We start from the raw sequence: 24600 nt of genomic DNA on the forward strand, positions 1-24600 counted from the left end.
AGCGTTTGATTAAAAAAACGCCTTTTTTGATCTTAAAACACTTAAGAGTTATCAAAGACACGAATGTAGAAGGAGAAGCAGACAGGATAGGAATTGGTATAGAAACGCTTATATGTTTGTTCGGAAGTACGCGTTAAAGTAATGTAGGCAATGAGACAGAGAAACGAATGAAATAGAGACACATTTAAAGGCAGAATCTTATTGGAATTGTTTGGTTCAATAACTGGGAGAATCCTGATTGCGAAAAAGAAATTAAGTTAAATACCTGTTTTTTGAAATAATAGGTTTGAGCAAATGGCGTGGATGGAGGAATAAAAATGAAGATTGAAGAACTGCGTATCGACTTCGAATTTAATGGCCAAAAAAATAGTATTTACCCCAGTCTTATTATTTTGGATAACGAACTTACCCTGGTAGATACAGGATATACAAATTTTTTAACACTAATCGAAGATAAGATTCTAAAAAAAGGATATGAGATGAAGGATTTAAAGAACATCATTATAACTCATTATGATGATGATCATATTGGTTCTTTATTTGATTTTAAAGAAAAGTATCCTTGGATTAAAATTATCGCTAGCGAGATAGAATCCAAATCTATAAGCGGTGAAGTAAAGTCAGAAAGATTGGTTCAAGCCGAAGAAATACTTACAAAAATGTCAGTTCAAGAAAAAGAATTTGGGGAGTGGTTTATACAGCAGTTAAAAAACTTGAAGCATGTTCCAATTGATGAAAAAGTAAAAGACGGTGATCTGATCTTAAATAATACATGCGAAGTAATAGCCACACCGGGCCATACTACAGGGCACATTTCATTATATTTTCCAAGTGTAAAAAGCGTAATTACTGGAGATGCAGCTGTTAAAGAAAATGAAGAATTAGTTATTGCTAATCCACATTTTTGTTTGGATGTGGAGAAGGCTGTACAGTCCTTGAGTAAAATTAAAAATCTTAAAGCTGAAAATTACTTTTGTTATCATGGTGGAAAATTAACAGTATGATGATTGGATAGGCAGATTTCATCAGTCACCCACTTCTCAATTGGGTCTGAATTGTGTGGGAATCACAGTTTATAGATGGATCTGGAAAGCTACTAATTCATGTTCACCTACTTAGTTACCCATTTTTTTATCATCATAATATTTACGTTATTGTTTTTTAGCATTAAATGAAGCAGCACCTGCTAGATATCCATGTATGGCTTCTGGTTTAGTTGGCTAAAGAATATTTAGTCATACAAAAAATGCATCCCCAATTGTTAGTTGTATCTACCAATGGGGATGCAGTTCATAACTGGGTTGTCTTTTATTACAAAGTACTCCCAATTGGCTTTAAGCTGAAATGCACCAAGTACTCATTGACAGCATCTATATCATAGATTTTTTTGTTAATAAAAAATTTAAAGATTAAGTCGTTTGTATCGCTGAGAGATAGTGAGTATCCTGCACTTTCCAGAAGCTCTTCTGTATCATCTTCGTCCAATTCCAAACCAAGAGCCAGCGCAAGAATCGTATTTTTCTTTGGTCGATAATCTAATTTAGAGCGAATCTTAGAAAAGTGCTTTCGATCTAAGCCGGCTTTCTTATAAATATCTGCGTCAGTTACACCTTTTTCATCAATCAGTTGAAAAAGTTTTTGCTGTAGCGTTGGCTTTTTGTTGTGATGAATAAACACATCTAACTCAAAACGGAGACTGTTTTCTTCTAAACATTCCTCCATCATTTTAGAAGATTGACAAACTTCTAATTCTATTAAGAAATAGTCATTCAGGTAGGTTTCTAATTCTAATAAAAGCTTTTGATCAAGCATAACCGACCACCTCCTAAAATGTCGCTTCACAGGCAACCATTTGCTGAATCTTTCTGGGTATGATTATATCATGACAAATGTTAGGAGATGGTTAAGGGTGAACAAAAATGTAACAGAAATCGTATTTTTGCTTGATCGAAGTGGTTCGATGTCAGGGTTGGAGAAGGACACGATTAGAGGGTTTAACTCGTTCGTAAAAAGGCAAGTTGAGCGGAAGGGAAAAACGCTTCTTACAGCCGTTTTATTCGATGATCACTATGAAATTCTATGGAATGGTGTCTCAGCAGAACAAGTTCAGTTAACAAGCGAGGACTATTATGTACGCGGAACTACAGCACTTTTAGATGCTGTAGGCAAAACTATATTGGATGTAGGTTACAGGCTATCACGCACTGAAGAAAACGTTAGACCAGATAAGGTGATCTTTGTTATTACGACAGATGGAATGGAAAACGCAAGTTCTGAATTCACACATGAAAAGGTAAAGAGGCTCATTGAACATCAGCAAGAGAAATACAATTGGGAATTTATTTTTATGGGTGCAAATATTGACGTTATAGCTGAAGCACAAAGTCTGGGTATTAAAGAAGAGGATGCGTTTCGTTTTGATGCCACCCATGATGGTGTAGAAAATTTATACTCTATGATGTATGAAGAAATCATACAGCGAAGAAATAAATAATCTGACCCTCTGACAGTCTCCATATACAGGAGAGTGTCTATTTTTATGTCATCAATAACAACATATTGCATATATTGGAAATATATAGTACATTACATATGTAATGCACTATAGTGGTAAGTTGGAGGTGAGGGACATTTGCTGCTAAATGCTGATAGTATGAAACCGATTTATGTTCAGATTTCAGAATGGCTTGAGAACGAGATTTTGAACGAATCGATTTCAGCAGATGAAAAAATATATTCGCAATATCAACTAGCTGAGATGTTTAATGTAAATCCAGCTACTGCCGGGAAGGGCATAAACTTGCTGGCGGACGATAACGTTCTTTATAAGAAAAGGGGATTAGGGATGTTTGTTGCGGCGGATGCAAGAAAGATTATCCTCGGAAAAAGAAAAAGTTCAAAGCTGCATTCACTTGTGAACGAATTAGCGCAAGAAGCCATTCAGTTGCAAGTCGAAGAAGAAGAACTTGTAACGATGATTAGGAATATGCATCAAAGAATAAAGGAGGAGCAATCATGAATGTTGTCGTTTGTAATGAACTGACTAAACAATATGGTCGATCGAATGCAATCCAAAATATGACCTTTCGGATAGCGGAAAATAAGATTACCGGTTTGATCGGAAGGAACGGAGCAGGAAAAACAACATTATTAAAAATAATTGCTGGTTATCTTCATCATTCTTCAGGTGATATACAAGTATTCTCTGAAAATCCGTTCAATAATCTAAAGGTATCCGCCAATACAATCTTTATTGATAACGAGATGAGTTTCTCACAAGGGTTAACACTAAAAGAACTGCTTGAAACAGCAGGGAGCTTTTACCCAAATTGGAACCACGATTTAGCTTTGAAATTATTTGATTATTTTTCTTTTAACCCAAGTCAATATCACGGAAATCTCTCAAAAGGCATGAAGAGTACATTTAATATGATCGTTGGTTTAGCGGTACGCTGCCCACTCACAATCATGGACGAACCAACAAGCGGAATGGATTCTGCGACACGTAAGGATTTTTACCGAGCGTTATTAAAAGAATACATCGCCTATCCGAGAACAATCATTCTTTCTAGCCATCTATTAGATGAAGTAGAAGATCTGTTAGAAGAGGTACTACTCATTAAGTCTGGTAAGAAGTGTCTTCACCTACCCATCGATCAATTAAAAGAGTACGCCATTGGTGTTAGAGGGAAGACAGTTAACGTAGAGAAGTGGACTGAAAAAATGGAACCTATTTTCATGCGAGAGATCGGCGCAGATATGTCATACGCGGTCATAAAAAACGATCGTTCGATAAAAGAGTTAGAGGATGCTAGACAGTTAGGGTTAGAAGTCACGTCAGTTTCTGCAGAAGATATTTGTAGTTATTTAACAAGTAAAACAAAGGGTGGGATCGATCATGTATTTAGCAGAGGTTAAGGCTTGGGACATCGTGAAGAAACAATATCGCTATAAGCTGAAATCATACTTTGGTGTTTTTACATCGTTAATCGTGATCCAGCTGCTGGCAATTCTTTTTTCTTTTAATGGTACTGGGTCAGGAAGTGGCTCCTCAAATTCAATACAATATGATTTTTACTATTACACAAGTGACATCATCCTAGTTTTTATGATGATTTGGGCGTTCATAACAGCAATAATAATTACAACGAGGGCTTATCGCTATGATGATTTTTCTTTTGTAACGAATCGTGCCATCAGCCAAGTTTCTAACATTCTATTTCTCTTATCCGCTAGTATTTTTGCAGGCATAACGGTTTTTCTTTCTACTCATCTGTTTCAGATCTTAGCGTTTTACTTCAAAGATAATTATTCAATCATCGTTGATTCATTATCGGTTACTGAATTCGTCATGGGAATGATTACGTCCATTCTTTATATTTATCTGTTTGCTAGCGCAGGATATCTTGTTGGAATTCTAATTCAGCTGCATAAAGGTTTCTTGTTAATTATTCCTACGATCTTGTTTGGCGGCTTAATTTTGGATGGAATTGGTGGCGATCCTAGGTTTTTTGTATATGTAACCAGGTTTTTTGGAGAAGAAACATCATTTATTCTGTTCATTTGTAAAATTGTTACCGCCTCGTCCATCTTACTGCTGGCTAGCTTAGGGATTTCTAACAGAATGGAGGTAAGGAAATGATAATTATATCTTTCTTGCCAATATTAATTGTGTTTATAATTGTCGCTTTTGGAATTGGAATCATGAGATCAAACACTAAAGTAAGCTTAGGAACAAAAAAAATTCGCTGGATCCTTAGCGGGTATACAATTATTCTAGCGATTGCTACGGTGATTTCACTATTCATTCTTCCAAACCACAAGAATGATGAAAAAATTGCAACGGCAGATGAAATGAACAAAATAGAAAACGCTCAAAACAGGGCAGTAAACAATTTGTATTCAGGAAATCTAGATGACCTAGATAAAGCATTTTCTGAAAAAAAGAAGTGGTCTTTCTCTTTTGATAAAAAGTCGTTAGACATTGTTTTAACAGAGGGAGAAACAGGCATTATGAGTGTTTTCGCGGAGCGAAAAAGCGAAAATGATGGTGAGATTGAGGCTACGTATCATGTAGGGAAATCTTATATTGATGGGGTAGATTTTACAGATAAAGTGAATTCACCAGAGCTTTTGTTAAACGGACAACAGCTGACCGTAAATAACCCAGCGTTAGTGACAGTCAGTTTCTCAAGATTCTCACCAGGCTTTGCGTACAGCCAGTTCTCTAAGGGGGGGCACTTTAGTCAAGAAAATCGCAGCTCTGTGATCGGCCGTGATTTTATTCTTTTAAAAGTACCTAACGACATTGAGATAAATGGTGATATTAGCTGGATAAACGAATAGAGGGGAGCTTGTTACGATGGAAAACAAAAACACTTTAATCGATGCCTACAAAAAAGCAAAATACCAAGTAACCGGACATGGGAAAAGAGATGTGTCTGTCTTGTTAGATTCTCTTTCAAATCAAACAGGGCAGGAAGAAAGTGATATGTATGGCAGTGGTCACATCATTGATCGTTTTCAAGAAAAGATGGCTGCTTATTTAGGCAAAGAATCCGCTGTATTTTTCCCGAGTGGGACGATGGCTCAACAGATCGCTATGCGCATTTGGTGTGATGAAAAGGGAAATCGTAAAGTTGCGTATCATCCCTTATGCCACTTGGAAATTCACGAAGAAGATGGTTTGAAAGAACTTCACCATATTGAACCCGTGTTACTTGCTGATGCTAATGAAATTATCCAGCTCGATGATGTGGTGAACATGGAGGAAGACGTTTCTTGTTTATTATTGGAACTTCCTCAGCGAGAGATCGGTGGCCAGCTGCCAACTTTTGAAGATTTAAAGAGAACCTCTGATTACTGCAGAGAAAAAGGTATTAAACTTCATCTGGATGGAGCAAGACTATTTGAAATTCTGCCCTTTTATAAAAAGACAGCCGCTGAAGTTTGTGATCTATTTGATAGTGTATATGTTTCCTTTTACAAAGGTATCGGTGGAGTTGCTGGTGCAATCCTAGCAGGGCCAAAAGACTTTACTGAGAAATCAAAGGTTTGGAAAAGACGTCATGGCGGTGATTTGATCAGTCTTTATCCATATATCTTAAGCGCGGATTTCTATTTCGATAAACGAGTTGAAAAAATGGAAGAATATTATAAGGGTGCAAAGGAATTAGCAGCACTCTATAACGCGTGTGAAGGTGTACGTACCCTTCCGATAACGCCTGTCTCAAACATGTTTCATGTTCATGTTCAGGCACCAAAACATGAAATGGAACGCATTTTGGCAGACACTTATGGTGAGGGTGGAGTTGGATTAACTGGACATCTTCGCGAGAATGGTGAGAATCGTTGTTTCTTTGAGGTAAGCCTAGGTGACAATTATCTAGCAGTACCTAATTGTGATTTGAAACAGACGTTCACACTGCTGAATAAGAAGTTGAAGACAAGAACTTTAGTATAAATAATAATGTTGTAACTTAGGATAAAACAGCAAAGAACTGCTAATCTTAGCAGTTCTAGCTTTTTCTCTAGAATTTAGTTGTTCTCTGGGTCCGTATCATCGTTATAAGCACCTGGTGCTTGTTTCGCGTTGAACGTCCAATCCACTTGAAGATTGTCACCTTGGAACTGGTTTTGATCTTCGCCGTTATCCACGAACTGGAACAATACGAACATTTTTTCTTTTTCACCTGGAGGAATTCCATCTGGACGTTGTGTGGTGCCAACAAATTCATCAATTGCGGTAAGATCAGGTTGTTTTTCTTTCAGCTGTGCCAATGTAGTCTCAACAACAGGTACAGTTGCGCTGCTCGTATTGTACATGATGGTTACCTTGATGTGGTTTGCCAGATCATCCGTATTATCTGATTTTGCATCTTCAACTGTATATTTCGTATCTAGTAGTACTTGATAGATGTCTAGAGAACCCTTATTCTCAAACGTAAATTCACGGTACACTTCATCGCCAGGTTTAATGTTGTCAATGTTAACCACAGCGTTTGGATTGATGGAAAGATCTAACGTACCTGCAGCGAAGGTGTTCTTCGTTTCAAACGTGTCACTAAAGTAAGCGAACGTTCCTCCTCCCATTAAAGATAAACCTAGTGCAGCTGTCATAACGCCTTTGCTAATTGTCTTCGTAAACCCCATTCTTCTCAACCTCCATAGATATGTAATTTAGATTTATTAAACTCGTATGTATGGTTATATACATAGAGAGCTAACCAAAGTTTATGCTTTTTCCACATCTAATTTTCTAGCTGCTCTCACAATAGAAAAAACAGCTGAACTAAATAATAAAAAGCCTGGAATAAACAATAAAAGAGCAGATGCTTCCTTAGATTGAGTCACATTTAATGCATATCCGATATATGGAATCGTAAATCCTGAGTAACTTCCAATTACATCATTTGCAGGAACCGACCACATATCAGGTCCGTCATTGTTAACCCCTTTTGTGCGATAGGAAATTTGTCCGTTTTTATTTTCAACATCAATAATTCTATGGGTAATCAGCTTATCTTCCATTCGAAAAGTGATAATATCGCCATTTTTAAAAGTGGTGGTATCGTCTGCCTGTTTAATAGAGATGATAGATCCTGTTTGAAAGATAGGCTCCATCGATCCGGATAATACCGTTTTAATTTGATAGCCAAAAACGGAAGGTTCTGATCCTGAGACACGTGACGATAGGATGATAAAAGCAAGTAAGCAGAGCAACACAATAAAAGAGGTACTTGCTAGTTTAGTTGTGAATTTCAACAGTTTTTTCGTCATGTTTTGTTTCTCCCTCGTTTTGATTAAGATCTTTTTGTTCTGTATGATCAGCAGAACTTTCCACCTCTGTTGATTCAACAGGATCTTCATTCTTCTTCTCTGCATCTTCCAATTTACTGATGCGAACTTCAATAGAATGACGTAAAGATTTAATAGTGTGTAGGTCCACTGTTTCTTTTATTGTTTTGCTCAGTTTGTTTGCCTGATTACAGCCTTCATAGACAAATTGATATGTCTTTGAATCCAGTTTCCTCACCTGTTTCTCATAGTTCAACAGCTCATTATGTATGTCTTCAAAATCATGGAGTAGTGTGTGAAGTGTTTGTTCTAATTCTTTCATTTCATCTAACAGTTGTTGTAGTTCTAATAAACTTGCATCAATAGCCACGTTCGGAACAGTATTGTATAAAGAGAGTAAGTCAGAATAAGTAGATTTAGCTTTTTCGCTAAGATTTCCTACTGTGTCTGGAAATACAACTGCTGCAGACAGTTTAACCGGTTTTATTTGAGCTTTGCTTGAAAAGGCTGCTTCGGTTTGACCGGTAATTTGAGCACCACAATAAAAAGATAGAGAGCATAACCCCAATAAAACAGTTCCTTTATGAAGCATGCCTTTCATAGTAGCCCTCCTCGTCTAGTGATTTGACCCTATTATTACAGAATGTGTTGGAGATTGTTATTGGGTTAATTATTCATGAAATATGGACATTTTTTGTCGAACAAAGTCCTCGAAGGCCATAAACACTTGAGAAACTGAGTATAAATTAACCCAATTGACCACTTTTGAAATGTTCTTAATAATTGGAATTATTCCGGAAGCACAATTTGATGAAGAGGTGAATGGGTTGAAAAAGAAAAGACAAAACCGATTGAACAAAAAAGTGGTAATCCCAGCAGTTCTAGCATTGTCGGTTACACTTGGAGGATTTTCATTACCTGGATACAATGCACACGCGAATTCTTCAACTGTTTTATTCCAAGCTCCTGAAGGATTGAGTAAAACTGAAATCGTTAAAGCGTATCTGCAATCACAGGTCGTTTCTGAGGTTGGAACGAAATCAACATCTACAATAGGAGAACAGTTTAAGATCGCAAAAGAGTTTTCAGATAGTAGCACAAATACATACCATGTGCGTACTATTGAACAATACAACGGGGTTCCCATCTACGGCAGTGGACAAACCGTTGCGTTGGATGCAAACAACAATGTGTATGCGTCATTTGGAAAGGTGACTCAAAAACTAAGTCGATCCATCATTCCTACAGATCCGTCTATTACGAAGAAAGATGCAGAGAGAACAGCTAAAGATCAAGTAGTTGGTGAGATTGGAGAAGTTAAGCAGTATGACGGAGTAGAAACAGAATTAACAATCTATCCGCATGAAGGAAGAAATTACTTAACGTACTTAGTCAAAGTTTCAACATCTGTTCCTGCACCTGGGTTTTATCATTATTTTATTGATGCAACTACTGGAGAGATCGTTGATCATTTTAACGCGGTACATGAAGCAGATGCTCCAGCAGTCACACCGATAACAGGAAGAGGGTTAGATGTATTTGGTAAAGTTCAAAACTTTATCGCTGTAAAAGACAGTGTCTCTGGAAAAAGCTATCTGCATGGTGCGGCAATTGGAGGAGGAACAACGACGAATCCGAACATCGTACCGGTTCATACGTATAAAGCAAACCGCATGGGTGAAACACCGTTCATCCTACTATCCGGACTTTTTGGGTTCTCAGGATTTGAAGTAGAGACAGGCACGTCATTCTTTGCAGATCCAGCAGCGGTTTCAGCTCATACGAACTCTATCAAAGTGAATACGTATTACCAAAATATTCATAAACGTAACAGTATCGACGGAAATGGTATGCCAATCATAAGCACGGTTCATATTGGATCTAAATGGAACAATGCGGCATGGAACGGAAAACAGATGCTCTACGGAGATGGTGATGGTATTCTGTTCAGTTCATTAGCAGGGGCGATGGACGTTGCGGGCCATGAAATGACACATGGTGTAATCTCGAAAACTGCAAACTTAACCTATCAAGGAGAATCTGGTGCAATTAATGAATCACTAGCTGATATCTTTGGTGCATTGTCTGAAATGCATTCACACGGGTTGACAAGTCCATCTGAATGGGAGATGGGTGAAGATATTTTCACACCAAATGTACCAGGTGATGGCGGACTTCGTTCCATGAGCAATCCAAAGTCCAAGAAGCTTTCTGCAGCTTACGGGTTAAAGGATAATGCATACCCTGATCATTATGAAGACCGTTACTTAGGCGAGCTGGATAAGGGTGGGGTTCATATTAACAGCTCCATCAACAATAAAGCAGCTTATCTCATTTCTGAAGGAGGAGAGCACCACGGTGTTAAAGTCACGGGTATCACACGTTCGAAAACAGAGAAAATCTTTTACCGTGCTTTAACGAACTATCTTGTACCGTCATCAGGATTCAAAGAAATGCGTGCTGCAGCGATCCAGTCCGCTCGAGATCTTTATCCAGACCGTAATGGAGCTCCGTCTGCTGAAACAAAAGCTGTAATGGCAGCATACGATGCGATTGGTGTACCGGCTCAATAAGTCAGTATGATCCACGAGAGATTATTCTTTCGTGGATTTTTTATGGAAAAATAGTGAGCACTAAGACTTAAAAACATGACTATAGAAGGAAAAATACGATTTTGAAAGAAACTTTTATCATTAAACATTTGTTCATGAGGAGAGACACATATGATTGAGGGAGAAATTATAAAATTTTATCGTAAAAGAAGAGGACTTTCTCAAGAGCAACTGGGCAAAGATATCTGTACGACAACACATGTTAGTAAAATTGAGCGGGGGCAGACGAAGTACTCAACGGAGATTATTGCGTTATTCTCAAAACGGCTAGATATCGATATACAGATGGAGATGCAGTTCTTTCAAGATATGGAGAAGAAACTTCATCAATGGCACAACTCTATTATCATGCAAAGAATGAAAGAAGTAGAAAAGACAAAAAGTGAACTAGATCAATTTCCGATTGTTCAATCCTCAAAACATGCAGCACTTTATCAATTGGTGCTTGCTCGTTATTATCTTTTGAAAAAAGAGCCACAAAAAGCAGCAGAGGTTTTAAAGCGAATAAAAACTGAACACCTGACTCCTTACGAGGACAACATGTATAAGCATGTAAAGGGAATCTATTATTTGCAGAAGTATAACAATTTTCATGTAGAGAATCGTAAGAAAGCGATTGAGCTCTTGAGTACGATTGATAAGTTCTCCTATGGAAATGAAGAATACTGTTATCATTTAGCGATGGCTTATCAGTGGGTTGAATCCAAAACGATGGCTTATATTAATGCTAAAAAAGCTGTGGACTATTTTAAGAGAAACAACAACTTCTCAAGAGCTATCCAAGCAGAATCAGTCATGCTGCTTCAAATAGAATGTACAACACAACATGAATTTGAACAAAAAGTTAACCGTTACCTTCAGTTGATTCAGGACAGTGAAACGTTAAACGAAATTGGTATTATCGGGATGCTTCTGCATAATTTAGGACTTGAATTTTTCAAAAGGAAAGATTATGAGAATGCGCACATTTATTATCGCAAAGCATTAAAGATGGCTGATAAAAAAACAGCGATCTATTTAAACCGATTGTATAATTTTTTGGACAATAGTATCGATGGAAAACTGCAGTCTCAAAAGCAGAATTTAAAAAGCGCAGAAGAAGGATTAATAGCAGCCAAAATGTTAAAGCACCAGTTATATCTTCACTTATTTCAACTTCACCTGTATATCTTAAAGAGCGAGATGGATGTTTATTTCAGTTATTTAGAAAATATAGCAATGCCATTTTTTCAAGCTCATAATCAATTCAGCAGGATCGAAAAGTTTGGAAAGCAGCTATACCACTATTATGCCGACACGAAGCAGTACGAGAAAGCAGTTGAAATTTCGGCTCTGTTTTTAGCTAAAGATTAAATAATGTCATGCAAGATAGGTCGGATACAAAGTCCCCTGTCTTTTTTTTGTTCAAAAAAGTTAGAAAATTTATATTGAAACTTATTTTACTGTCAGTTATAATTTCAATTAACGAAAGCGCTTTCGGTAAAGAGGAGATAACAATGGCTACAATCTATGACATTGCAAAAAAGACGGGTTTTTCAACGACAACCGTCTCAAAAGCACTCAATAACTATTCTGATGTGAGTGAAAAAACGAAGCAGAAAATTCTACAAGCAGTTGAAGAGATGGGCTATCTGCCTAATGCACATGCTCAGTCGCTCTCAACAAAAAAGTCTTGGACGATTGGTGTGATGTTTTCTGAGTCGAATGAAGTAGGAATGAAACATCCTTTCTTTAGTGCCATAATAGAAAGTTTTAGAAAAAATGCAGAACGAGAGGGATATGATCTGATCTTCGCTTCAAGAAATCTGCGTAATCGGGATATTAGCTATTTAGAACACTTTTCTTACCGTGCCGTTGATGGCATTGTAGTAATCTGTTCCGATCCACAAGATCCGCAAGTACTAGAGATGATAAACAGCACGATTCCTATCGTTGTTATAGATATGAACAAACAGAACTGCAGTCTTGTGTTCTCGGATAATATTGAAGGTGGAAAGCTGGCAGTTAACTACTTGCATTCACTTGGTCATACAAAGATCGCTCATATTGCTGGCGATGCTTTAACGGATGCAGGCGCAGAAAGAATTAAAGGCTTTAAAAAAGCGATGAATGAGTTAAACCTGCCGATTCATGATGGCTACCTCATCAATGGTGGATTGTTCTCAATCGGCGAAGGCAAAGCGGCTATGGAAAAACTTCTGATGCTAGAAGATGTACCTACAGCGGTATTTGTTGCAGGAGATCATATGGCCATCGGTGCAATTGAGGCCATAAAAGAGAAGGGTTTATCTGTACCCGAAGATATTTCGATCATCGGCTATGATGATATTGAAATGGCGGCATACATTACGCCGAAGTTAACAACGATTAAGCAAGATACGGATTTGATAGGGTATCAAGCCGCAAAGTTATTAATGAAACAGATTATTCAAAAGAAAAAACTGATTACATCCAAGCGCATACCAGTCGAATTAATCATTCGTGAATCATGCGCACAAAAAAAATAAAAATTTTTTTAGGATAATTCGAAAGCGGTTTCGAATATTTATTTTGAAACAAAACGAAACCGCTTTCGCTCTATAAACTTTAAAGAAGGAAGGGGTTTGTACATGAAAAGGAAGTTAGGTATCTTTTTGGCAGCTATTTTGTTGGTGGGATTATTTGCAGGTTGTTCAAGCGATTCAAAGTCATCTGGTAATGGAAAGAAAGATGTGGATTTAAGAATCTGGTCGTTTACAGATGAATTGAAAAAACCAATCAAAACATTTGAGGAAAAGAACGGTGTGAAAGTGGAGTTAACGATTGTTCCGATTGCTGACTACCCGACAAAGTTAAAGCCTGTACTAGAAAGTGGTGTTGGAGCTCCTGACGTTTTCACGGGAGAGATCGCATTCTTAAAACAATGGGTAGATGCAGGTTATTGGGAGAACTTATCTGAAAAGCCATATAACGCAGATAAGCTTTCCGATAAGTATGTACCTTATGTATTTGACCTAGGTAAAGATAAAGATGGCAATGTACGCGCACTATCTTGGCAAACGACTCCTGGAGGCATCTATTATAAGCGAAGCATCGCTAAAGAAGTATTAGGAACGGACGATCCAACTCAAGTTGGAGAGATGATGAGCTCGATGGATAAAGTGTTTGAAGTAGCAGAAAAGATGAAGTCAAAAGGTTATAGCATGTTCCCGGATGAAGGGTCGATCCGTTGGTTCGCGCAAGGTGACAACCCGCAGCCATGGGTGAATGAAGACAACGAACTTCAGCTGACAGAAGAAAAGATTCAGTACATGGATTATTCTAAAAAGCTTCGCGACAATAGTTACACAGCTCTAGCACCTGAATGGTCACCTTCTTGGTTCGAAGGTATGGATAAGCCGGTTAAGGTAAAAGAAGGCGGCAAGGAAAAAGAAACACAAGTATTCTCATATGTTCTTCCTACATGGGGATTACATAGCGTTCTAAAAACGAACGTTAAGGAATCTGTTGGTGACTGGGCAGTAACAAGCGGTCCGACTCCTTATTTCTGGGGTGGAACTTGGCTTGGAGTTTACAACAAATCAGATAACAAAGAACTTGCTTATAAATTTGTGAAAATGATGACGCAAGATGATGAGTTTTTAACATCTTGGAGTAAAGAAACAGGAGATGTTCTCTCTTATCTACCTGTAACCGATTCTATTAAGGACGATTTTAGTGACAAATTCTTAGGCGGACAGAACAACTATCAATTCTTCCTAGACCAATCTACTAAGATCACACCTGGAATCGTAACGAAGTACGATCAACAGTTAGATACGCTATACGGAAATGCCGTGCAGCAATATGTAACAGGTAAGAAATCTAAAAAAGAAGCCATTAATGAGTTCTATCAAAAGGCACAAAATGCATATCCAGACATAAAAGTACCGAAAAAATAAGCTTTATGGACGGTGGCGGGAAACTTTTTCTCGCCACTGACCTATCTTTTGAAAGGGGGAGGAGAGATGAAAAATTTAAACCGTTATGGCTATTTTTTTATTGCTCCATTTTGGCTCGTCTTCTTAGTGTTCAGTATATATCCGGTCGCCCTAACCTTTTATTATAGCTTTACCAATTATACAGGTAGTGGGGAAGCTCAATTAGTAGGTCTAGCAAACTATAAACGACTCCTCACAGACACTTATTTTGTAGAAGCCTTCTTTAACACATGGAAGATATGGGGTGTGAACTTTGCGCTTCAGATGGGACTTGCTCTTATTCTAGCTATGATCTTTTCTGATATGAGAGTTAAGTTGAAAGGTATCGCATTTTTTCGAGCAATCTTTTATCTTCCAAATTTAATTACAATCAGTTCAGTTGCTCTACTGTTCGGAATCTTACTAGATTGGCAGCACGGATCATTAAACATGATGTTAATGAAGCTAGGAATTATTTCAGACCCGATCAACTGGCTGAACGAACCAACGAGTGCACAGCTATCTGTTTCACTCATCTTAACGTGGATGTGGTTTGGTCACTCCTTTATCGTTGTAATGGCAGGTGTATCAGGTATATCGAAAGACTACTACGAAGCAGCATTGATCGATGGTGCAAACCGCTGGCAGACGTTTTCTAAGATTACGATTCCGCTATTAAAGCCTATCCTGCTTTATATCATGATTACCTCTCTCATTGGAGGTCTTCAATTGTTTGATCTACCGATGCTTTTAACAGATGGAATAGGATCACCAGATGGCTCATTGAATACGATGGTGCTCTATTTATACAATCAAGCCTTCAAGTATAACAACTACGGATATGCTGCGGCAGTCGCATACGGACTATTTGTTATAACGCTCATCTTCTCTGCTTTTATTTTCAAAGGGATGTATGGGAAAGAACGTAAACAACCAAGGCAGGTGTAAAGCATGATAGGAAAAACAGCCGTAGATAATAGCCTTTCAAATTCTGTTGGAAAGAAAAGTGTTATAGAAACAAAACCGAAGCGGAAAATCAGTATACCAAAGCTTTTAATCTATACCGTATTGATCGTTATGGCAATCGTGTGTTTCATTCCGTTCCTAATGATGCTTGTTAACGCTACACGCTCAAATGAAGCAATCCTTTCAGGCTTCACTCTAATTCCTGGGAGTGCGATCGTTGAAAACTATCAAACGATGATGAGCTATATCAATATTTGGGCGGGTTTTAAGAACAGCTTAATCATTTCTGTTCTCGTGACGTTATTGTCGGGATACTTTTCAGCATTAACGGCTTATGGATTTGCGTTCTACGTGTTTAAGGGCAAGAATGCAATGTTCGTTTTCATGTTAGTGATGATGATGGTACCAGGCCAATTAGGGTTAATCGGATTTTATGAACTATGTAAAAACTTAGGAATATTGGATACGTATATTCCATTAATCATTCCGGCAGCAGCAAGTCCTTTCGTGGTGTTCTTTTTGCGCCAGTACATTTTAACAACGCTGCATCCAAGTTTGATTGAGGCAGCACGAATCGATGGTGCAAGTGAATTTAAAATCTTTCACACGATCGCGATTCCAATCATGATGCCAGCGATCGCGACCATGTCTATCTTTACGTTCATCGGGTCGTGGAACAACTACATCATGCCGTTAGTGGTCTTATTCTCACCTGAAAAGTTCACGCTTCCTGTGTTGATGGGCTTCTTAAAAGGATCACAAGTAGCTCAAAACTTAGGTTCCATGTACTTAGGGATCGCCATCTCCGTGGTACCGATCATGGTAGCTTTCCTATTTTTATCAAAATATATCGTCAACAGCATTTCAGCAGGTTCTATCAAAGAATAGAGGAGAGAAACAGTTATGCATTTTAATAAGTCTTTCGTGTTTGGTACAGCAACATCTTCTTATCAAATTGAGGGAGCTCGTCTTGAAGGCGGAAGAACACTTTCGATCTGGGATACTTTCTGTGATACGCCGGGTAAAGTATATCAACAGCATAACGGGAGCGTAGCGTGTGATCATTATTACCGTTTTGAAGAAGATATTCAGCAGATTAAAAAGCTTGGTGTAGAGACGTATCGCTTCTCAGTTTCCTGGCCACGTATTTTTCCTGAAAAAGGCGTGTTGAATGCAGAGGGAATGGACTTCTACAAAAAATTGACGCAGCGTTTACGTGAAGAAGGAATCAAACCTGCGATCACGCTTTATCACTGGGATCTTCCACTTTGGGCGCATGAGGAAGGCGGATGGGTGAACCGTGAATCAGTAGATTGGTTCATGGATTTAGCGAAAGTCTGCTTTCAAGAGCTTGATGCAGAGGTAGATTCTTGGATTACGCATAACGAACCGTGGTGTGCTGGTTTCTTAGGCTATCATCAAGGATTTCATGCACCAGGACATACGAACATGGATGAAGCAGTTAAAGCCGTACACCATATGCTGCTTTCTCACGGAAAAGCTGTACAATATTTAAAGAACGAGCTTCAATCCAAAACGCCGATCGGTATCACGTTAAACCTTTCACCGATCTACGCAAAAACAGATTCTGTGAACGATCAGCTTGCAGCGAATAATGCTGACGGTTATTCCAATCGCTGGTTCTTAGATCCTGTTTTTAAAGGGCAATATCCTGTTGATATGATGAACTTATTCTCTAAATATGTTCATTCATATGATTTTATTGAAGCAGGAGATATGGAGATCATCTCAACGTCTTGTGATTTCTTTGGCATCAACTATTATAGCCGAGGCATTGTTGAATTCTCTGCTGCAAATGACTTCTTACATAGAGGGGCTCATTCTGATTATGAGAAAACCGGCATGGGATGGGATATCGCGCCAGAAGAGTTTAAAGATCTGATCAGAAGGCTGAGACAAGAGTATACGGATCTTCCTATTTATATTACAGAGAATGGGGCAGCGTTTGATGACGTGCTAGAGAACGGACGCGTCCACGATCAAGGCCGTGTCGATTACATCGAAAAGCATCTTCAAGCGGTTTCTGACCTGAACGATGAAGGCATGAATATTGAAGGCTATTATCTATGGTCTCTCATGGATAACTTTGAGTGGAGCTTCGGTTATGACAAACGATTTGGAATCATCTATGTAGACTTTGATTCTCAAGAGCGAATCTGGAAAGATAGCGCATACCGTTATGCAGAAATCGTGAAAAACAGAGGAACCAATAACAGCAACAAAGAAACGGATAATATTACAGTAAGCTGATTTTTTTAGATAATAATAACCATTGAAGTCCCTGACGTAGCTTAGGGGCTTTTTTGTTTTGTGTAAAATTTTCCTGAGTGGGGAAGCTAAAAACGTATAGGAGGGATAGATATGAAGGATAAGAATGAAGAACGAACTGACGAAGAAACTTCAGACGGAATGAACGAGCTTGTTGAGATCATAAACGCTAAAGGTGACACGGGTGAACTAAAGGAAATCGTTGAGAAATATGATAATAAAAAGGAACATTCCCCTTTGTGTAATGATGAATTTTTTTATGCAGACCTTCGAGCCATTGCGGAAGACGGTGCTAAGGAAGATTAAAGTTTTATAGAACGGGCAGAATCGCTGATGATAGCGAATCTGCCCGTTTATTTGTTTTGGGGTGTGTATCATAGGATGAGTGTGTGAATGATTAAACTTTGCTTTGCGTTGTTGAGGTAGGGGGTATAAGGCTAGTGTATACTTGTCGAGGTATGTCGACTCGCCGATTTATGGGTTAAACTCGCTGGAATATCACAAAAACTCGCCGGAATAAATCGAAAATTTCTAGGATTATTCCAAAAAATTCTCGAATCAAAAGCCTTGATACCCCGCCTGGTATAAGTAAGAACCAGGTTTGTGAGCACTTAAAAGGCTTTATGGTCAATTAGTTAAAGCATCTCATTAAAAAGGCAGCAGATTCCAAGTAGTTCTGTTTCTCTCTGTCTTTTTATGTCTTCGTAAAATATTTGCTAACCTCTTTAAACGAAACATTTATCTGAAAACCGATGTAAGATGTTGTATCCATTAAAAATCTAACGTGTAACTTGAGATAGCCCTTGTACATCTTCAATAGCATAATCAGCAATCAATGTAGAAGAGTGAGCCTTGTGAATGAGTTGTAAACTTCTCTGCATGCCACTCAACAAAGCTTCGTTATCAAATAACTTCTGAACACTCTCCACGATTTCGTCTGCAGTTTGAACAACAAATGCAGCACCTTTTTCTTCAAAATACTTAGCGTTTTCTCCTTCCTGACCTGGAACGGGCTTATAAAGGATGAGTGGAACTCTTACAGCAGCAGCTTCAGTAATGGAGATTCCGCCTGGCTTGGTTACTAAGCAATGTGAAATCTTTAAGACTTCATGAAGTTCATCTACGTAACCGAATAATCTGAATGAACCTGGATGTTGTTCGGCTAATGGTGTTAACTTCTCATGCAACGTTTTATTCTTTCCACATACTACAATTACTCGCAAAGAAGGATCCTTCAAAAGACGCTGAGCTAGAACCTTAACATTTTTCAGCACACCTTGAGCACCAGCTAGGATTGTCACGACCCGATTGCTAGACGTAATACCGTATTTAGCAAACACGTCCTTTTTATCAATGGAACGATAAAAATCTGTACGGATTGGAATACCGCTGACAGTAATTCTATTTTCAGCCACACCATGTTTGATCAGCCCGTTTTTGACTGAATCGGAGGCAACAAAATAGTGATCAATCGATGGATTGATCCAAAAAGGGTGAGCAAAATAATCTGTGATCACGGTATAGATGGGAATATTGAACCGTGATTTTTTTATAAGAAATGGAGCAGCATGAAGGGGAAAGGTTGTAATCACAAATCGGGGTTGGTGTTCATTGATCAATTCTAAGAATCTTTTTCTTCCTAAATAACGAGAAAATTGTGTAATCGTATTGGCATTCAATTTGTTTGTTCCATAATAGAACCATTTATAAAAGGAAGAGCCGTGTGAAAAGCTTTTGATAAATATAGATTGTGTGACTTGGGACATGATGGGGTGAGCTTCCCCAAATAAATCTGATATGACAGGTTGAAATCCTTTGCTTTTTAGTTCTTCAGCGAGAACATTAGCGACTTGAACATGGCCGCTGCCATAGTTAGCTGTAAGGATTAATGCTGTTGGACGTATCATTAGAAAACCTCCCCAGTCTTTTAATAAAAGCATAGCAGGGAAATTTAAACGCAATATGAAGAAGAAAAGAATGTTTTGTAAAAAGAGAAATGTTTAATGCTACAATAAGAGAGATTCATAATTTCATAAGATCCGATAATTATGGTGTCTGTTACAGACTTAATAGGGAATCTGGTGTAAGACCAGAACTGTACCCGCAACTGTAAGTGCTGACGAAATAAGCAAAACCACTGTCAATCCGACGGGAAGGGCTTAGAGTAGGCTGATGCACAAGTCAGGAGACCTGCCATCTTTATAGCGTTGATCTTCTTCGGGAGTTGGGAAGATAGGACGAGGGATATTTAATAGATCAATCATTCTGTTATGTATTCTTACGTACCCGTCTTTTGTGATGGGTTTTTTTCTTTGTTCACTAACTCCCTCAAAAAAGAGGAGCTTTCAAGCTTCAGAAAAGAGGGTATGGTATGGAACAACAGTTATCCGCAAACATCTCAAGAACGATTCAAACAAAGTTGGTATTGCCCCCTGATACGAATCACATGGGAACAATATTTGGTGGTACCGTTTTATCGTACATTGATGAGATTGCAGCGATTGCCGCCATGAAGCACAGCAAGAAAGTGGTTGTCACCGCATCCATTGATAATGTAAACTTCTTATCGTCAGCTAAAGTGGGAGACATCCTCATATTAGAAGGTGTCGTGATCTCAACCGGAAGAACGTCGATGGAAGTTTACGTAAAAGTAGAGTGTCAAAATCTAGAGACGGGAAATAGAACGCTGAATACCACATCGATCTTAACGATGGTCGCCATCGATCAAAACGGTAAGCCGTTTCCGGTACCAAGTGTAATTCCTGAGACAGAAGAGGAAGAAGCATTCTTTAAAGGAGCACCACTAAGGAAAGAACGGCGTTTGTTATATAAAAATGTGAACGGTACAGTTTAAGTTTGAAAAATAAAGGAAGTGAGAATTCCAATGAAAATTAAAAACATCATATTTGTAGCATTGGGGTTCTTTTTCCTCGGTTTAGGCGTGATCGGAATTGTGTTGCCGTTGCTTCCTACCACACCTCTTTTATTACTGGCATCTTATTTTTTCGTAAAAGGTTCAAAAAAGTTTGAAGTGTGGTTTAAAGGAACCGACATCTATAAAAAGCATCTAGATGATTTTGTGAAAAATCGTTCGCTCACTAAAAAGAAAAAAATCATGATCAGTCTGTTTTCAGATTCAATGATTTTGATCGCTTTTATTCTTACTGACAGCATGATCGTAAGAGTGATCTTAATTCTAGTTGTAATGTATAAGTATTACTATTTTATCGTTAAGATTAAAACAGCATAAAGAAAAATGTGTGGACTTAAAAAGAGCAGCCTAATCAAAGGCTGCTCTTTCTATCTATCATGTAGTGGCTTTGTACATAGCCACCAATCGTAGCACTCAATCTCTCCACTTTGTGCTTGTTCTGCACGTTTCTTCGCCTCTTGTATGGTTGTAGGTGCTGGAACAATCAGACGATCTCCGACTAGCTCGTTCTTTGGCCAGTTTGCAGGTGTTGCTGCTTTATTGCGATCTGCTGTCTGCAACGCCTTCACCGCTCTTAGGATCTCGTTGATATTACGGCCAACATTTTCAGGATACGTAAGGATAAGACGAATCTTGCCTGTCGGATCTACGATATAAACACTTCTTACTGTTCTGGTTCCCATTGTCGGGTGGATCATTCCGAGTCTAGTAGCAATCCGGCCTAGACTATCCGCGATGATCGGAAAAGTAATCTCTACTTTTAAATTCTGCTGTATCCATTCGATCCACTTTAAGTGTGAGTATACTTGTTCAACAGATAATCCTATTAAATAAGTGTTTAGCTTTGTAAACTCGGGCATGAGCTTCTGGAATGCTACGAACTCTGTTGTACACACGGGTGTAAAGTCACCTGGGTGGCTAAAGAGGACAAACCAATGACCTTGATAACTTGTTGGGAGGACAAGTTCCCCAAGGGTTGTATGAACCGTCATCTCCGGAAATTGATCGCCAATAAAAGGCTTTGAAAATGTTTGTGTAGATTCCATCCCTCTCTTCTCCTATCTTCCTTGGTTTCCCATCATCTTGCTCTTTTTCAACAGCTGAGACTCTCCTGTTTTTTCCCATTTCTCTACCTGTTCAATAGCTTGTTGAGGTGTAAATCCTTGACCAACAAGAACTCCAGATAAAATAAATTCCTGATAGAGATGAGTTAGGTTAATGCCTTCTTCGGTTTCTTTTAAGGCTCTTTGCACCAACGGATCAATGTACGAAACCCATTGATCAGCTAAGCTCTCTGTTTGTGGCATTCGGTGTTCTTGTTGAAAAGAACGAGGAGAGGTTGATGTACTGTTTAACGTGAATAAATAGTTGTATTTTGCGCTGTGTTTGATCTCATCTGTAATGATGTTAAAAAGAATGTCTCGATAATAGGTATTAGGAAGTCCTTGACGAATAACACGATATTTCTCGACAGCTGCAAGTTCTCCGAACAAAGCTTTTACAAGGCCGTCTTTATAGGTTTTCGGTTTCTGAAACTCTTCTCCGTTCGCAGGTGGAACTTCTTGACCAGTAAGATCTCTGTAGATCATTCTGAAAAGCTTGTTATGTCTTTTTTCATCATCTCGAATAGATGCGATGATTAATTTTTGTTCGTTTGTAGGTGCTTCAGAAATTAAGTATTCGTAAAATAATTGATCTTCTCTTTCGCCAGCAACGGCTTCCCTGACGAGTTGAAGGGATAGTTGAAGAGCTTGCTGCTGCCCATCACTCTGTTGCTGTCCGCTGTCTTGTTGCTGCTGTTGTGGATTCATATAACTCATAAGATAACCTCCAAAAAATGATTGTCGCATTATTCTATGCAGACGCCTAAATTTTGCTTATGTACAAGTTTTTCAACACCACATGTTCTATGAATGAATAGAAATGTGAATATAACTTGTTCAAAATAAGGAGTGTTCATAGTGGATGAGCTCATGTGGCTAGCGATTGGTGCAGCCGCAGTTTTTATAGTAGAAGCAAGTGTGTATTTTTATTGGGTGAAATGTGGAAACGGCTCTTTTGTAACCTTTATGAATGATGGTCAGAGGCCACAACGAAATTTCAAAGTGCTTCAAACGTTTAAAACATCTACACAAAAAATCGCACTAGTCGAAGTGGGAGAAGAAGTATGGGTGTACAGCAACGGTGAGATCATGTTTGGTACGAAACAGGATGAGAATGAGTATGCCGAAGTGATCGTACATGTTCCGATGGCAGCAGCGAAAGACGCAAAACGCATCTTAATCATCGGTGGTGGAGGCGGGATCAGCGCGCGAGAAACTTTACGTTACGAAGATGTAGAAGAAATTATTGCAGTAGATATTGATGAAGAGATGATGAACCTCGGGAAAAGCTTCGACCGATTAGTGTCATTTAATGAAGATGCATTAAATCATCACAAAGTGAAAACGAAGACTGAAGATGGAAGACGTTTTGTAGAACAAAGCCTAGAAACGTGGGACGTAATCATAGTGGACATACCCGAACCAACTGAGAGATGTCCTAGTCTTTCCCGATTGTTTTCTTTCGAGTTTTATCATGAGTTAAAAGAACACTTAAACCCTGGTGGTGTACTATCCATTGCCTGTTCAACCGTCAACTTGATGCCAGAATATATGTGGAGCATCGAAAAGACGTTAAAAGAATGCGGATTCTTCACAATTCCATTTCACAATTTCTCAAACAAGACGGGTGTAGATTGGGGTTATATCCTTGCTGCCACATTTCCTTTAAAACCGGATGATATTCAACTAAAAGTTACTACGCCATTCTTAACGGAAGACAGACTGAGGGATGTGTTAGAACTGCCTTACTATCTAATTAATAAAGAGAACCAAGGGATGGTTCAGACAGACCAGAACACGGTTCTCTTGGAGATTGTAAGAAAAGAATTGAATAATTAACAAAAAGCACTTGTGTAACTTACAAGTGCTTTTTTGTTTTTAAATGTGGACTAGAGTAAATGACGTCTTCGTAAAAACTGTTCGGTAATAATTTTATGATTCATGAAGCCGTGAGTGCAACTTGGTAAAGGTTTGTAACAGGTTGGTCAGAATTGGATTTACGATGAGAAGATCATGACATATACTGGGTAAAAATAATATGAATCACATAAAAGGGGGTATGAGATGAAGCTTACAATTCATGAAAGTGATGATCATGAAAGCATAGAGATTGTTGTGAAATGCAAAACATTAAATGATGAAGTTATTAAAGTTTTAACTTCGTTAAGATCTCTTGAAAGAAAAGTATTAGGTACAAAAGAAGGGAAAATTCATCTTCTTTTACCGAATGATATTTATTATTTTGAATCAGTTGATAAAAAGACATTTGCTTATACCGAAAAATCCGTCTATGAGGTGTCATTAAGGTTGTATCAAATTGAAGAGCTCTTCGGGGATGTGAATTTTTTTCGTGCTACGAAAGCAAGTATATTGAACCTCGATCGATTACAATCCATTTCCCCACGAATCGGAGGCAGGTTAGAAGTGAAGATGGAGAATGGAGAGAACATGATAGTATCCCGGCAGTATGTTCCTATTTTGAAGGAAAAGTTAGGTTTTTAAATAAAGGAGGCGATGTTATGTTTAAAAAAGTAATGGCGTATACGGTAGCATTTAAAACAATCATGAGTTTATTCTTTTCCGCAGGCATCATAATATATGTTGTGTTTGGTTATATGCTGGGAATAAGAGAGATTTCCTTCGAAATGATTGTTCAAATCTTCTTTATTAGTATTCTGATCACTGGTTTGCATTACCTGTTTTGGACTGAGGACACTAAAGTAAAGTTATCAAATAGTTGGAGACTGGTAATTCAATATACTTTTCTAGGCTTCGTGTTAACAGGCATGTCCCAAGTATTTAACTGGTTCGAGTGGGGAAGTAAAACATTTTATATGATGTTGGTTCTATTTCACATTCTTTATTTGGGCGGCATACTTGGATTCACCATCTATTTTAAAGTGCTAGGATTTCAGTTCAATCAGAAGATGCAGCATTATCGGGAGCAGAATCAAGTTCGTTAA

27 protein-coding genes and 1 riboswitch are annotated in these 24600 nt (G+C 38.3%); of the genes, 20 read left to right on the plus strand and 7 right to left on the minus strand.

Features of this window, described 5'->3' with window-relative positions; all coding sequences use genetic code 11:
* Window positions 1-317: 317 nt before the first annotated feature.
* Entirely contained in the window at window positions 318-1004 is a 687-nt protein-coding gene (locus ACOZ9X_RS15715) for an MBL fold metallo-hydrolase (protein WP_423419023.1), read from the plus strand.
* A 307-nt stretch (window positions 1005-1311) separates the two neighbouring features.
* Here ACOZ9X_RS15715 and ACOZ9X_RS15720 read toward each other — a convergent pair whose 3' ends face one another.
* Entirely contained in the window at window positions 1312-1812 is a 501-nt protein-coding gene (locus tag ACOZ9X_RS15720; RefSeq protein WP_423419024.1) for a hypothetical protein, read from the minus strand.
* A gap of 97 nt (window positions 1813-1909) precedes the next feature.
* On the opposite strand from ACOZ9X_RS15720, the gene ACOZ9X_RS15725 reads away from it, so the two are divergent.
* From ACOZ9X_RS15725 to ACOZ9X_RS15750, 6 genes are all read left to right on the plus strand, one after another.
* Window positions 1910-2494, plus strand: a complete 585-nt coding sequence (locus tag ACOZ9X_RS15725) for a vWA domain-containing protein (protein WP_423419025.1) — start codon at window positions 1910-1912, stop codon at window positions 2492-2494.
* Window positions 2495-2632: 138 nt separating this feature from the next.
* Window positions 2633-3019: a GntR family transcriptional regulator gene (locus ACOZ9X_RS15730; RefSeq protein WP_423419026.1), complete on the plus strand. Its 387-nt coding sequence runs from the start codon at window positions 2633-2635 to the stop codon at window positions 3017-3019.
* Window positions 3016-3918, plus strand: coding sequence for an ATP-binding cassette domain-containing protein (locus ACOZ9X_RS15735; RefSeq protein WP_423419027.1), 903 nt, complete (start codon window positions 3016-3018; stop codon window positions 3916-3918). The genes ACOZ9X_RS15730 and ACOZ9X_RS15735 overlap by 4 nt, the downstream gene beginning before the upstream one ends.
* Window positions 3899-4642 carry a hypothetical protein gene (locus ACOZ9X_RS15740; protein ID WP_423419028.1) on the plus strand — a complete coding sequence of 248 codons (744 nt, stop codon included), beginning with the start codon at window positions 3899-3901 and terminating at the stop codon, window positions 4640-4642. Before ACOZ9X_RS15735 ends, ACOZ9X_RS15740 begins: the two co-directional genes overlap by 20 nt.
* Window positions 4639-5346 (plus strand): hypothetical protein, encoded by a 708-nt coding sequence (locus ACOZ9X_RS15745; protein ID WP_423419029.1) that lies wholly within the window; start codon window positions 4639-4641, stop codon window positions 5344-5346. The genes ACOZ9X_RS15740 and ACOZ9X_RS15745 overlap by 4 nt, the downstream gene beginning before the upstream one ends.
* Window positions 5347-5362: 16 nt before the next feature.
* Window positions 5363-6463, plus strand: a complete 1101-nt coding sequence (locus ACOZ9X_RS15750; RefSeq protein WP_423419030.1) for a threonine aldolase family protein — start codon at window positions 5363-5365, stop codon at window positions 6461-6463.
* 74 nt (window positions 6464-6537) lie between these two features.
* Here the strand turns inward: ACOZ9X_RS15750 and ACOZ9X_RS15755 are convergent, their stop codons facing one another.
* The 3 genes from ACOZ9X_RS15755 to ACOZ9X_RS15765 form a co-directional block, all read right to left on the minus strand.
* Window positions 6538-7152, minus strand: coding sequence for a TasA family protein (locus tag ACOZ9X_RS15755; protein ID WP_423419031.1), 615 nt, complete (start codon window positions 7150-7152; stop codon window positions 6538-6540).
* Window positions 7153-7233: 81 nt separating this feature from the next.
* Window positions 7234-7779, minus strand: a complete 546-nt coding sequence (sipW, locus tag ACOZ9X_RS15760; protein ID WP_423419032.1) for a signal peptidase I SipW — start codon at window positions 7777-7779, stop codon at window positions 7234-7236.
* On the minus strand, window positions 7748-8398 hold the full coding sequence (locus tag ACOZ9X_RS15765) for a DUF4047 domain-containing protein (RefSeq protein ID WP_423419033.1): 651 nt from the start codon (window positions 8396-8398) through the stop codon (window positions 7748-7750). The genes sipW and ACOZ9X_RS15765 overlap by 32 nt, the downstream gene beginning before the upstream one ends.
* A gap of 226 nt (window positions 8399-8624) precedes the next feature.
* On the opposite strand from ACOZ9X_RS15765, the gene ACOZ9X_RS15770 reads away from it, so the two are divergent.
* The 8 genes from ACOZ9X_RS15770 to ACOZ9X_RS15805 all read left to right on the plus strand — a co-directional run bounded on the left by ACOZ9X_RS15770 (window position 8625) and on the right by ACOZ9X_RS15805 (window position 17908).
* Window positions 8625-10370, plus strand: coding sequence for a M4 family metallopeptidase (locus ACOZ9X_RS15770; RefSeq protein WP_423419034.1), 1746 nt, complete (start codon window positions 8625-8627; stop codon window positions 10368-10370).
* A 150-nt stretch (window positions 10371-10520) separates the two neighbouring features.
* Window positions 10521-11762, plus strand: a complete 1242-nt coding sequence (locus tag ACOZ9X_RS15775) for a helix-turn-helix domain-containing protein (RefSeq protein WP_423419035.1) — start codon at window positions 10521-10523, stop codon at window positions 11760-11762.
* Window positions 11763-11905: 143 nt separating this feature from the next.
* Window positions 11906-12916: a LacI family DNA-binding transcriptional regulator gene (locus ACOZ9X_RS15780; RefSeq protein ID WP_423419036.1), complete on the plus strand. Its 1011-nt coding sequence runs from the start codon at window positions 11906-11908 to the stop codon at window positions 12914-12916.
* A gap of 102 nt (window positions 12917-13018) precedes the next feature.
* Window positions 13019-14329: an ABC transporter substrate-binding protein gene (locus ACOZ9X_RS15785; RefSeq protein ID WP_423419037.1), complete on the plus strand. Its 1311-nt coding sequence runs from the start codon at window positions 13019-13021 to the stop codon at window positions 14327-14329.
* Between the two features lie 66 nt (window positions 14330-14395).
* The gene (locus ACOZ9X_RS15790) at window positions 14396-15295 is read left to right on the plus strand and encodes a carbohydrate ABC transporter permease (protein WP_423419038.1); all 900 of its coding nucleotides are present in this window, start codon (window positions 14396-14398) and stop codon (window positions 15293-15295) included.
* 129 nt (window positions 15296-15424) lie between these two features.
* Window positions 15425-16201, plus strand: coding sequence for a carbohydrate ABC transporter permease (locus ACOZ9X_RS15795; protein ID WP_228116232.1), 777 nt, complete (start codon window positions 15425-15427; stop codon window positions 16199-16201).
* Between the two features lie 15 nt (window positions 16202-16216).
* Window positions 16217-17584 (plus strand): GH1 family beta-glucosidase, encoded by a 1368-nt coding sequence (locus ACOZ9X_RS15800; RefSeq protein ID WP_423419039.1) that lies wholly within the window; start codon window positions 16217-16219, stop codon window positions 17582-17584.
* Window positions 17585-17695: 111 nt separating this feature from the next.
* Window positions 17696-17908, plus strand: coding sequence for a hypothetical protein (locus tag ACOZ9X_RS15805; RefSeq protein WP_423419040.1), 213 nt, complete (start codon window positions 17696-17698; stop codon window positions 17906-17908).
* 473 nt (window positions 17909-18381) lie between these two features.
* Here ACOZ9X_RS15805 and ACOZ9X_RS15810 read toward each other — a convergent pair whose 3' ends face one another.
* Entirely contained in the window at window positions 18382-19509 is a 1128-nt protein-coding gene (locus ACOZ9X_RS15810) for an MGDG synthase family glycosyltransferase (protein ID WP_423419041.1), read from the minus strand.
* A gap of 125 nt (window positions 19510-19634) precedes the next feature.
* Window positions 19635-19814: riboswitch (cobalamin riboswitch) on the plus strand.
* 159 nt (window positions 19815-19973) lie between these two features.
* Between ACOZ9X_RS15810 and ACOZ9X_RS15815 the strand changes: the two genes are divergently transcribed.
* Both ACOZ9X_RS15815 and ACOZ9X_RS15820 read left to right on the plus strand, forming a co-directional pair.
* Window positions 19974-20456, plus strand: coding sequence for an acyl-CoA thioesterase (locus ACOZ9X_RS15815; protein WP_423419042.1), 483 nt, complete (start codon window positions 19974-19976; stop codon window positions 20454-20456).
* Between the two features lie 30 nt (window positions 20457-20486).
* Window positions 20487-20852 (plus strand): YbaN family protein, encoded by a 366-nt coding sequence (locus ACOZ9X_RS15820; protein WP_423419043.1) that lies wholly within the window; start codon window positions 20487-20489, stop codon window positions 20850-20852.
* Between the two features lie 50 nt (window positions 20853-20902).
* On the opposite strand, the gene ACOZ9X_RS15825 is transcribed toward ACOZ9X_RS15820, so the two are convergent.
* Both ACOZ9X_RS15825 and ACOZ9X_RS15830 read right to left on the minus strand, forming a co-directional pair.
* Window positions 20903-21580: a peroxiredoxin gene (locus ACOZ9X_RS15825; RefSeq protein WP_423419044.1), complete on the minus strand. Its 678-nt coding sequence runs from the start codon at window positions 21578-21580 to the stop codon at window positions 20903-20905.
* 12 nt (window positions 21581-21592) lie between these two features.
* Window positions 21593-22354, minus strand: coding sequence for a ferritin-like domain-containing protein (locus ACOZ9X_RS15830; RefSeq protein WP_423419045.1), 762 nt, complete (start codon window positions 22352-22354; stop codon window positions 21593-21595).
* A 141-nt stretch (window positions 22355-22495) separates the two neighbouring features.
* Here ACOZ9X_RS15830 and ACOZ9X_RS15835 point away from each other — a divergent pair, with 141 nt between their 5' ends.
* The 3 genes from ACOZ9X_RS15835 to ACOZ9X_RS15845 all read left to right on the plus strand — a co-directional run bounded on the left by ACOZ9X_RS15835 (window position 22496) and on the right by ACOZ9X_RS15845 (window position 24600).
* Window positions 22496-23476, plus strand: a complete 981-nt coding sequence (locus tag ACOZ9X_RS15835; protein ID WP_423419046.1) for a spermidine synthase — start codon at window positions 22496-22498, stop codon at window positions 23474-23476.
* A gap of 225 nt (window positions 23477-23701) precedes the next feature.
* Window positions 23702-24139: a LytTR family DNA-binding domain-containing protein gene (locus ACOZ9X_RS15840; protein WP_423419047.1), complete on the plus strand. Its 438-nt coding sequence runs from the start codon at window positions 23702-23704 to the stop codon at window positions 24137-24139.
* A gap of 17 nt (window positions 24140-24156) precedes the next feature.
* Window positions 24157-24600 carry a hypothetical protein gene (locus tag ACOZ9X_RS15845; RefSeq protein ID WP_423419048.1) on the plus strand — a complete coding sequence of 148 codons (444 nt, stop codon included), beginning with the start codon at window positions 24157-24159 and terminating at the stop codon, window positions 24598-24600.

The sequence above is a fragment of the Fictibacillus nanhaiensis genome (assembly GCF_049537595.1).
Lineage (GTDB): Bacteria > Bacillota > Bacilli > Bacillales > Fictibacillaceae > Fictibacillus > Fictibacillus nanhaiensis_F.

Excerpts from the sequence above, each read along its gene's own strand:
- ACOZ9X_RS15715 (WP_423419023.1), top strand. The coding sequence starts at position 318 with ATGAAGATTGAAGAACTGCGTATCGACTTCGAATTTAATGGCCAAAAA.
- ACOZ9X_RS15720 (WP_423419024.1), bottom strand. The coding sequence starts at position 1,812 with ATGCTTGATCAAAAGCTTTTATTAGAATTAGAAACCTACCTGAATGAC.
- ACOZ9X_RS15735 (WP_423419027.1), top strand. The coding sequence starts at position 3,016 with ATGAATGTTGTCGTTTGTAATGAACTGACTAAACAATATGGTCGATCG.
- ACOZ9X_RS15740 (WP_423419028.1), top strand. The coding sequence starts at position 3,899 with ATGTATTTAGCAGAGGTTAAGGCTTGGGACATCGTGAAGAAACAATAT.
- ACOZ9X_RS15745 (WP_423419029.1), top strand. The coding sequence starts at position 4,639 with ATGATAATTATATCTTTCTTGCCAATATTAATTGTGTTTATAATTGTC.
- ACOZ9X_RS15750 (WP_423419030.1), top strand. The coding sequence starts at position 5,363 with ATGGAAAACAAAAACACTTTAATCGATGCCTACAAAAAAGCAAAATAC.
- ACOZ9X_RS15755 (WP_423419031.1), bottom strand. The coding sequence starts at position 7,152 with ATGGGGTTTACGAAGACAATTAGCAAAGGCGTTATGACAGCTGCACTA.
- sipW (WP_423419032.1), bottom strand. The coding sequence starts at position 7,779 with ATGACGAAAAAACTGTTGAAATTCACAACTAAACTAGCAAGTACCTCT.
- ACOZ9X_RS15765 (WP_423419033.1), bottom strand. The coding sequence starts at position 8,398 with ATGAAAGGCATGCTTCATAAAGGAACTGTTTTATTGGGGTTATGCTCT.
- ACOZ9X_RS15775 (WP_423419035.1), top strand. The coding sequence starts at position 10,521 with ATGATTGAGGGAGAAATTATAAAATTTTATCGTAAAAGAAGAGGACTT.
- ACOZ9X_RS15780 (WP_423419036.1), top strand. The coding sequence starts at position 11,906 with ATGGCTACAATCTATGACATTGCAAAAAAGACGGGTTTTTCAACGACA.
- ACOZ9X_RS15785 (WP_423419037.1), top strand. The coding sequence starts at position 13,019 with ATGAAAAGGAAGTTAGGTATCTTTTTGGCAGCTATTTTGTTGGTGGGA.
- ACOZ9X_RS15790 (WP_423419038.1), top strand. The coding sequence starts at position 14,396 with ATGAAAAATTTAAACCGTTATGGCTATTTTTTTATTGCTCCATTTTGG.
- ACOZ9X_RS15795 (WP_228116232.1), top strand. The coding sequence starts at position 15,425 with ATGGCAATCGTGTGTTTCATTCCGTTCCTAATGATGCTTGTTAACGCT.
- ACOZ9X_RS15800 (WP_423419039.1), top strand. The coding sequence starts at position 16,217 with ATGCATTTTAATAAGTCTTTCGTGTTTGGTACAGCAACATCTTCTTAT.
- ACOZ9X_RS15805 (WP_423419040.1), top strand. The coding sequence starts at position 17,696 with ATGAAGGATAAGAATGAAGAACGAACTGACGAAGAAACTTCAGACGGA.
- ACOZ9X_RS15810 (WP_423419041.1), bottom strand. The coding sequence starts at position 19,509 with ATGATACGTCCAACAGCATTAATCCTTACAGCTAACTATGGCAGCGGC.
- ACOZ9X_RS15815 (WP_423419042.1), top strand. The coding sequence starts at position 19,974 with ATGGAACAACAGTTATCCGCAAACATCTCAAGAACGATTCAAACAAAG.
- ACOZ9X_RS15820 (WP_423419043.1), top strand. The coding sequence starts at position 20,487 with ATGAAAATTAAAAACATCATATTTGTAGCATTGGGGTTCTTTTTCCTC.
- ACOZ9X_RS15825 (WP_423419044.1), bottom strand. The coding sequence starts at position 21,580 with ATGGAATCTACACAAACATTTTCAAAGCCTTTTATTGGCGATCAATTT.
- ACOZ9X_RS15830 (WP_423419045.1), bottom strand. The coding sequence starts at position 22,354 with ATGAGTTATATGAATCCACAACAGCAGCAACAAGACAGCGGACAGCAA.
- ACOZ9X_RS15840 (WP_423419047.1), top strand. The coding sequence starts at position 23,702 with ATGAAGCTTACAATTCATGAAAGTGATGATCATGAAAGCATAGAGATT.
- ACOZ9X_RS15845 (WP_423419048.1), top strand. The coding sequence starts at position 24,157 with ATGTTTAAAAAAGTAATGGCGTATACGGTAGCATTTAAAACAATCATG.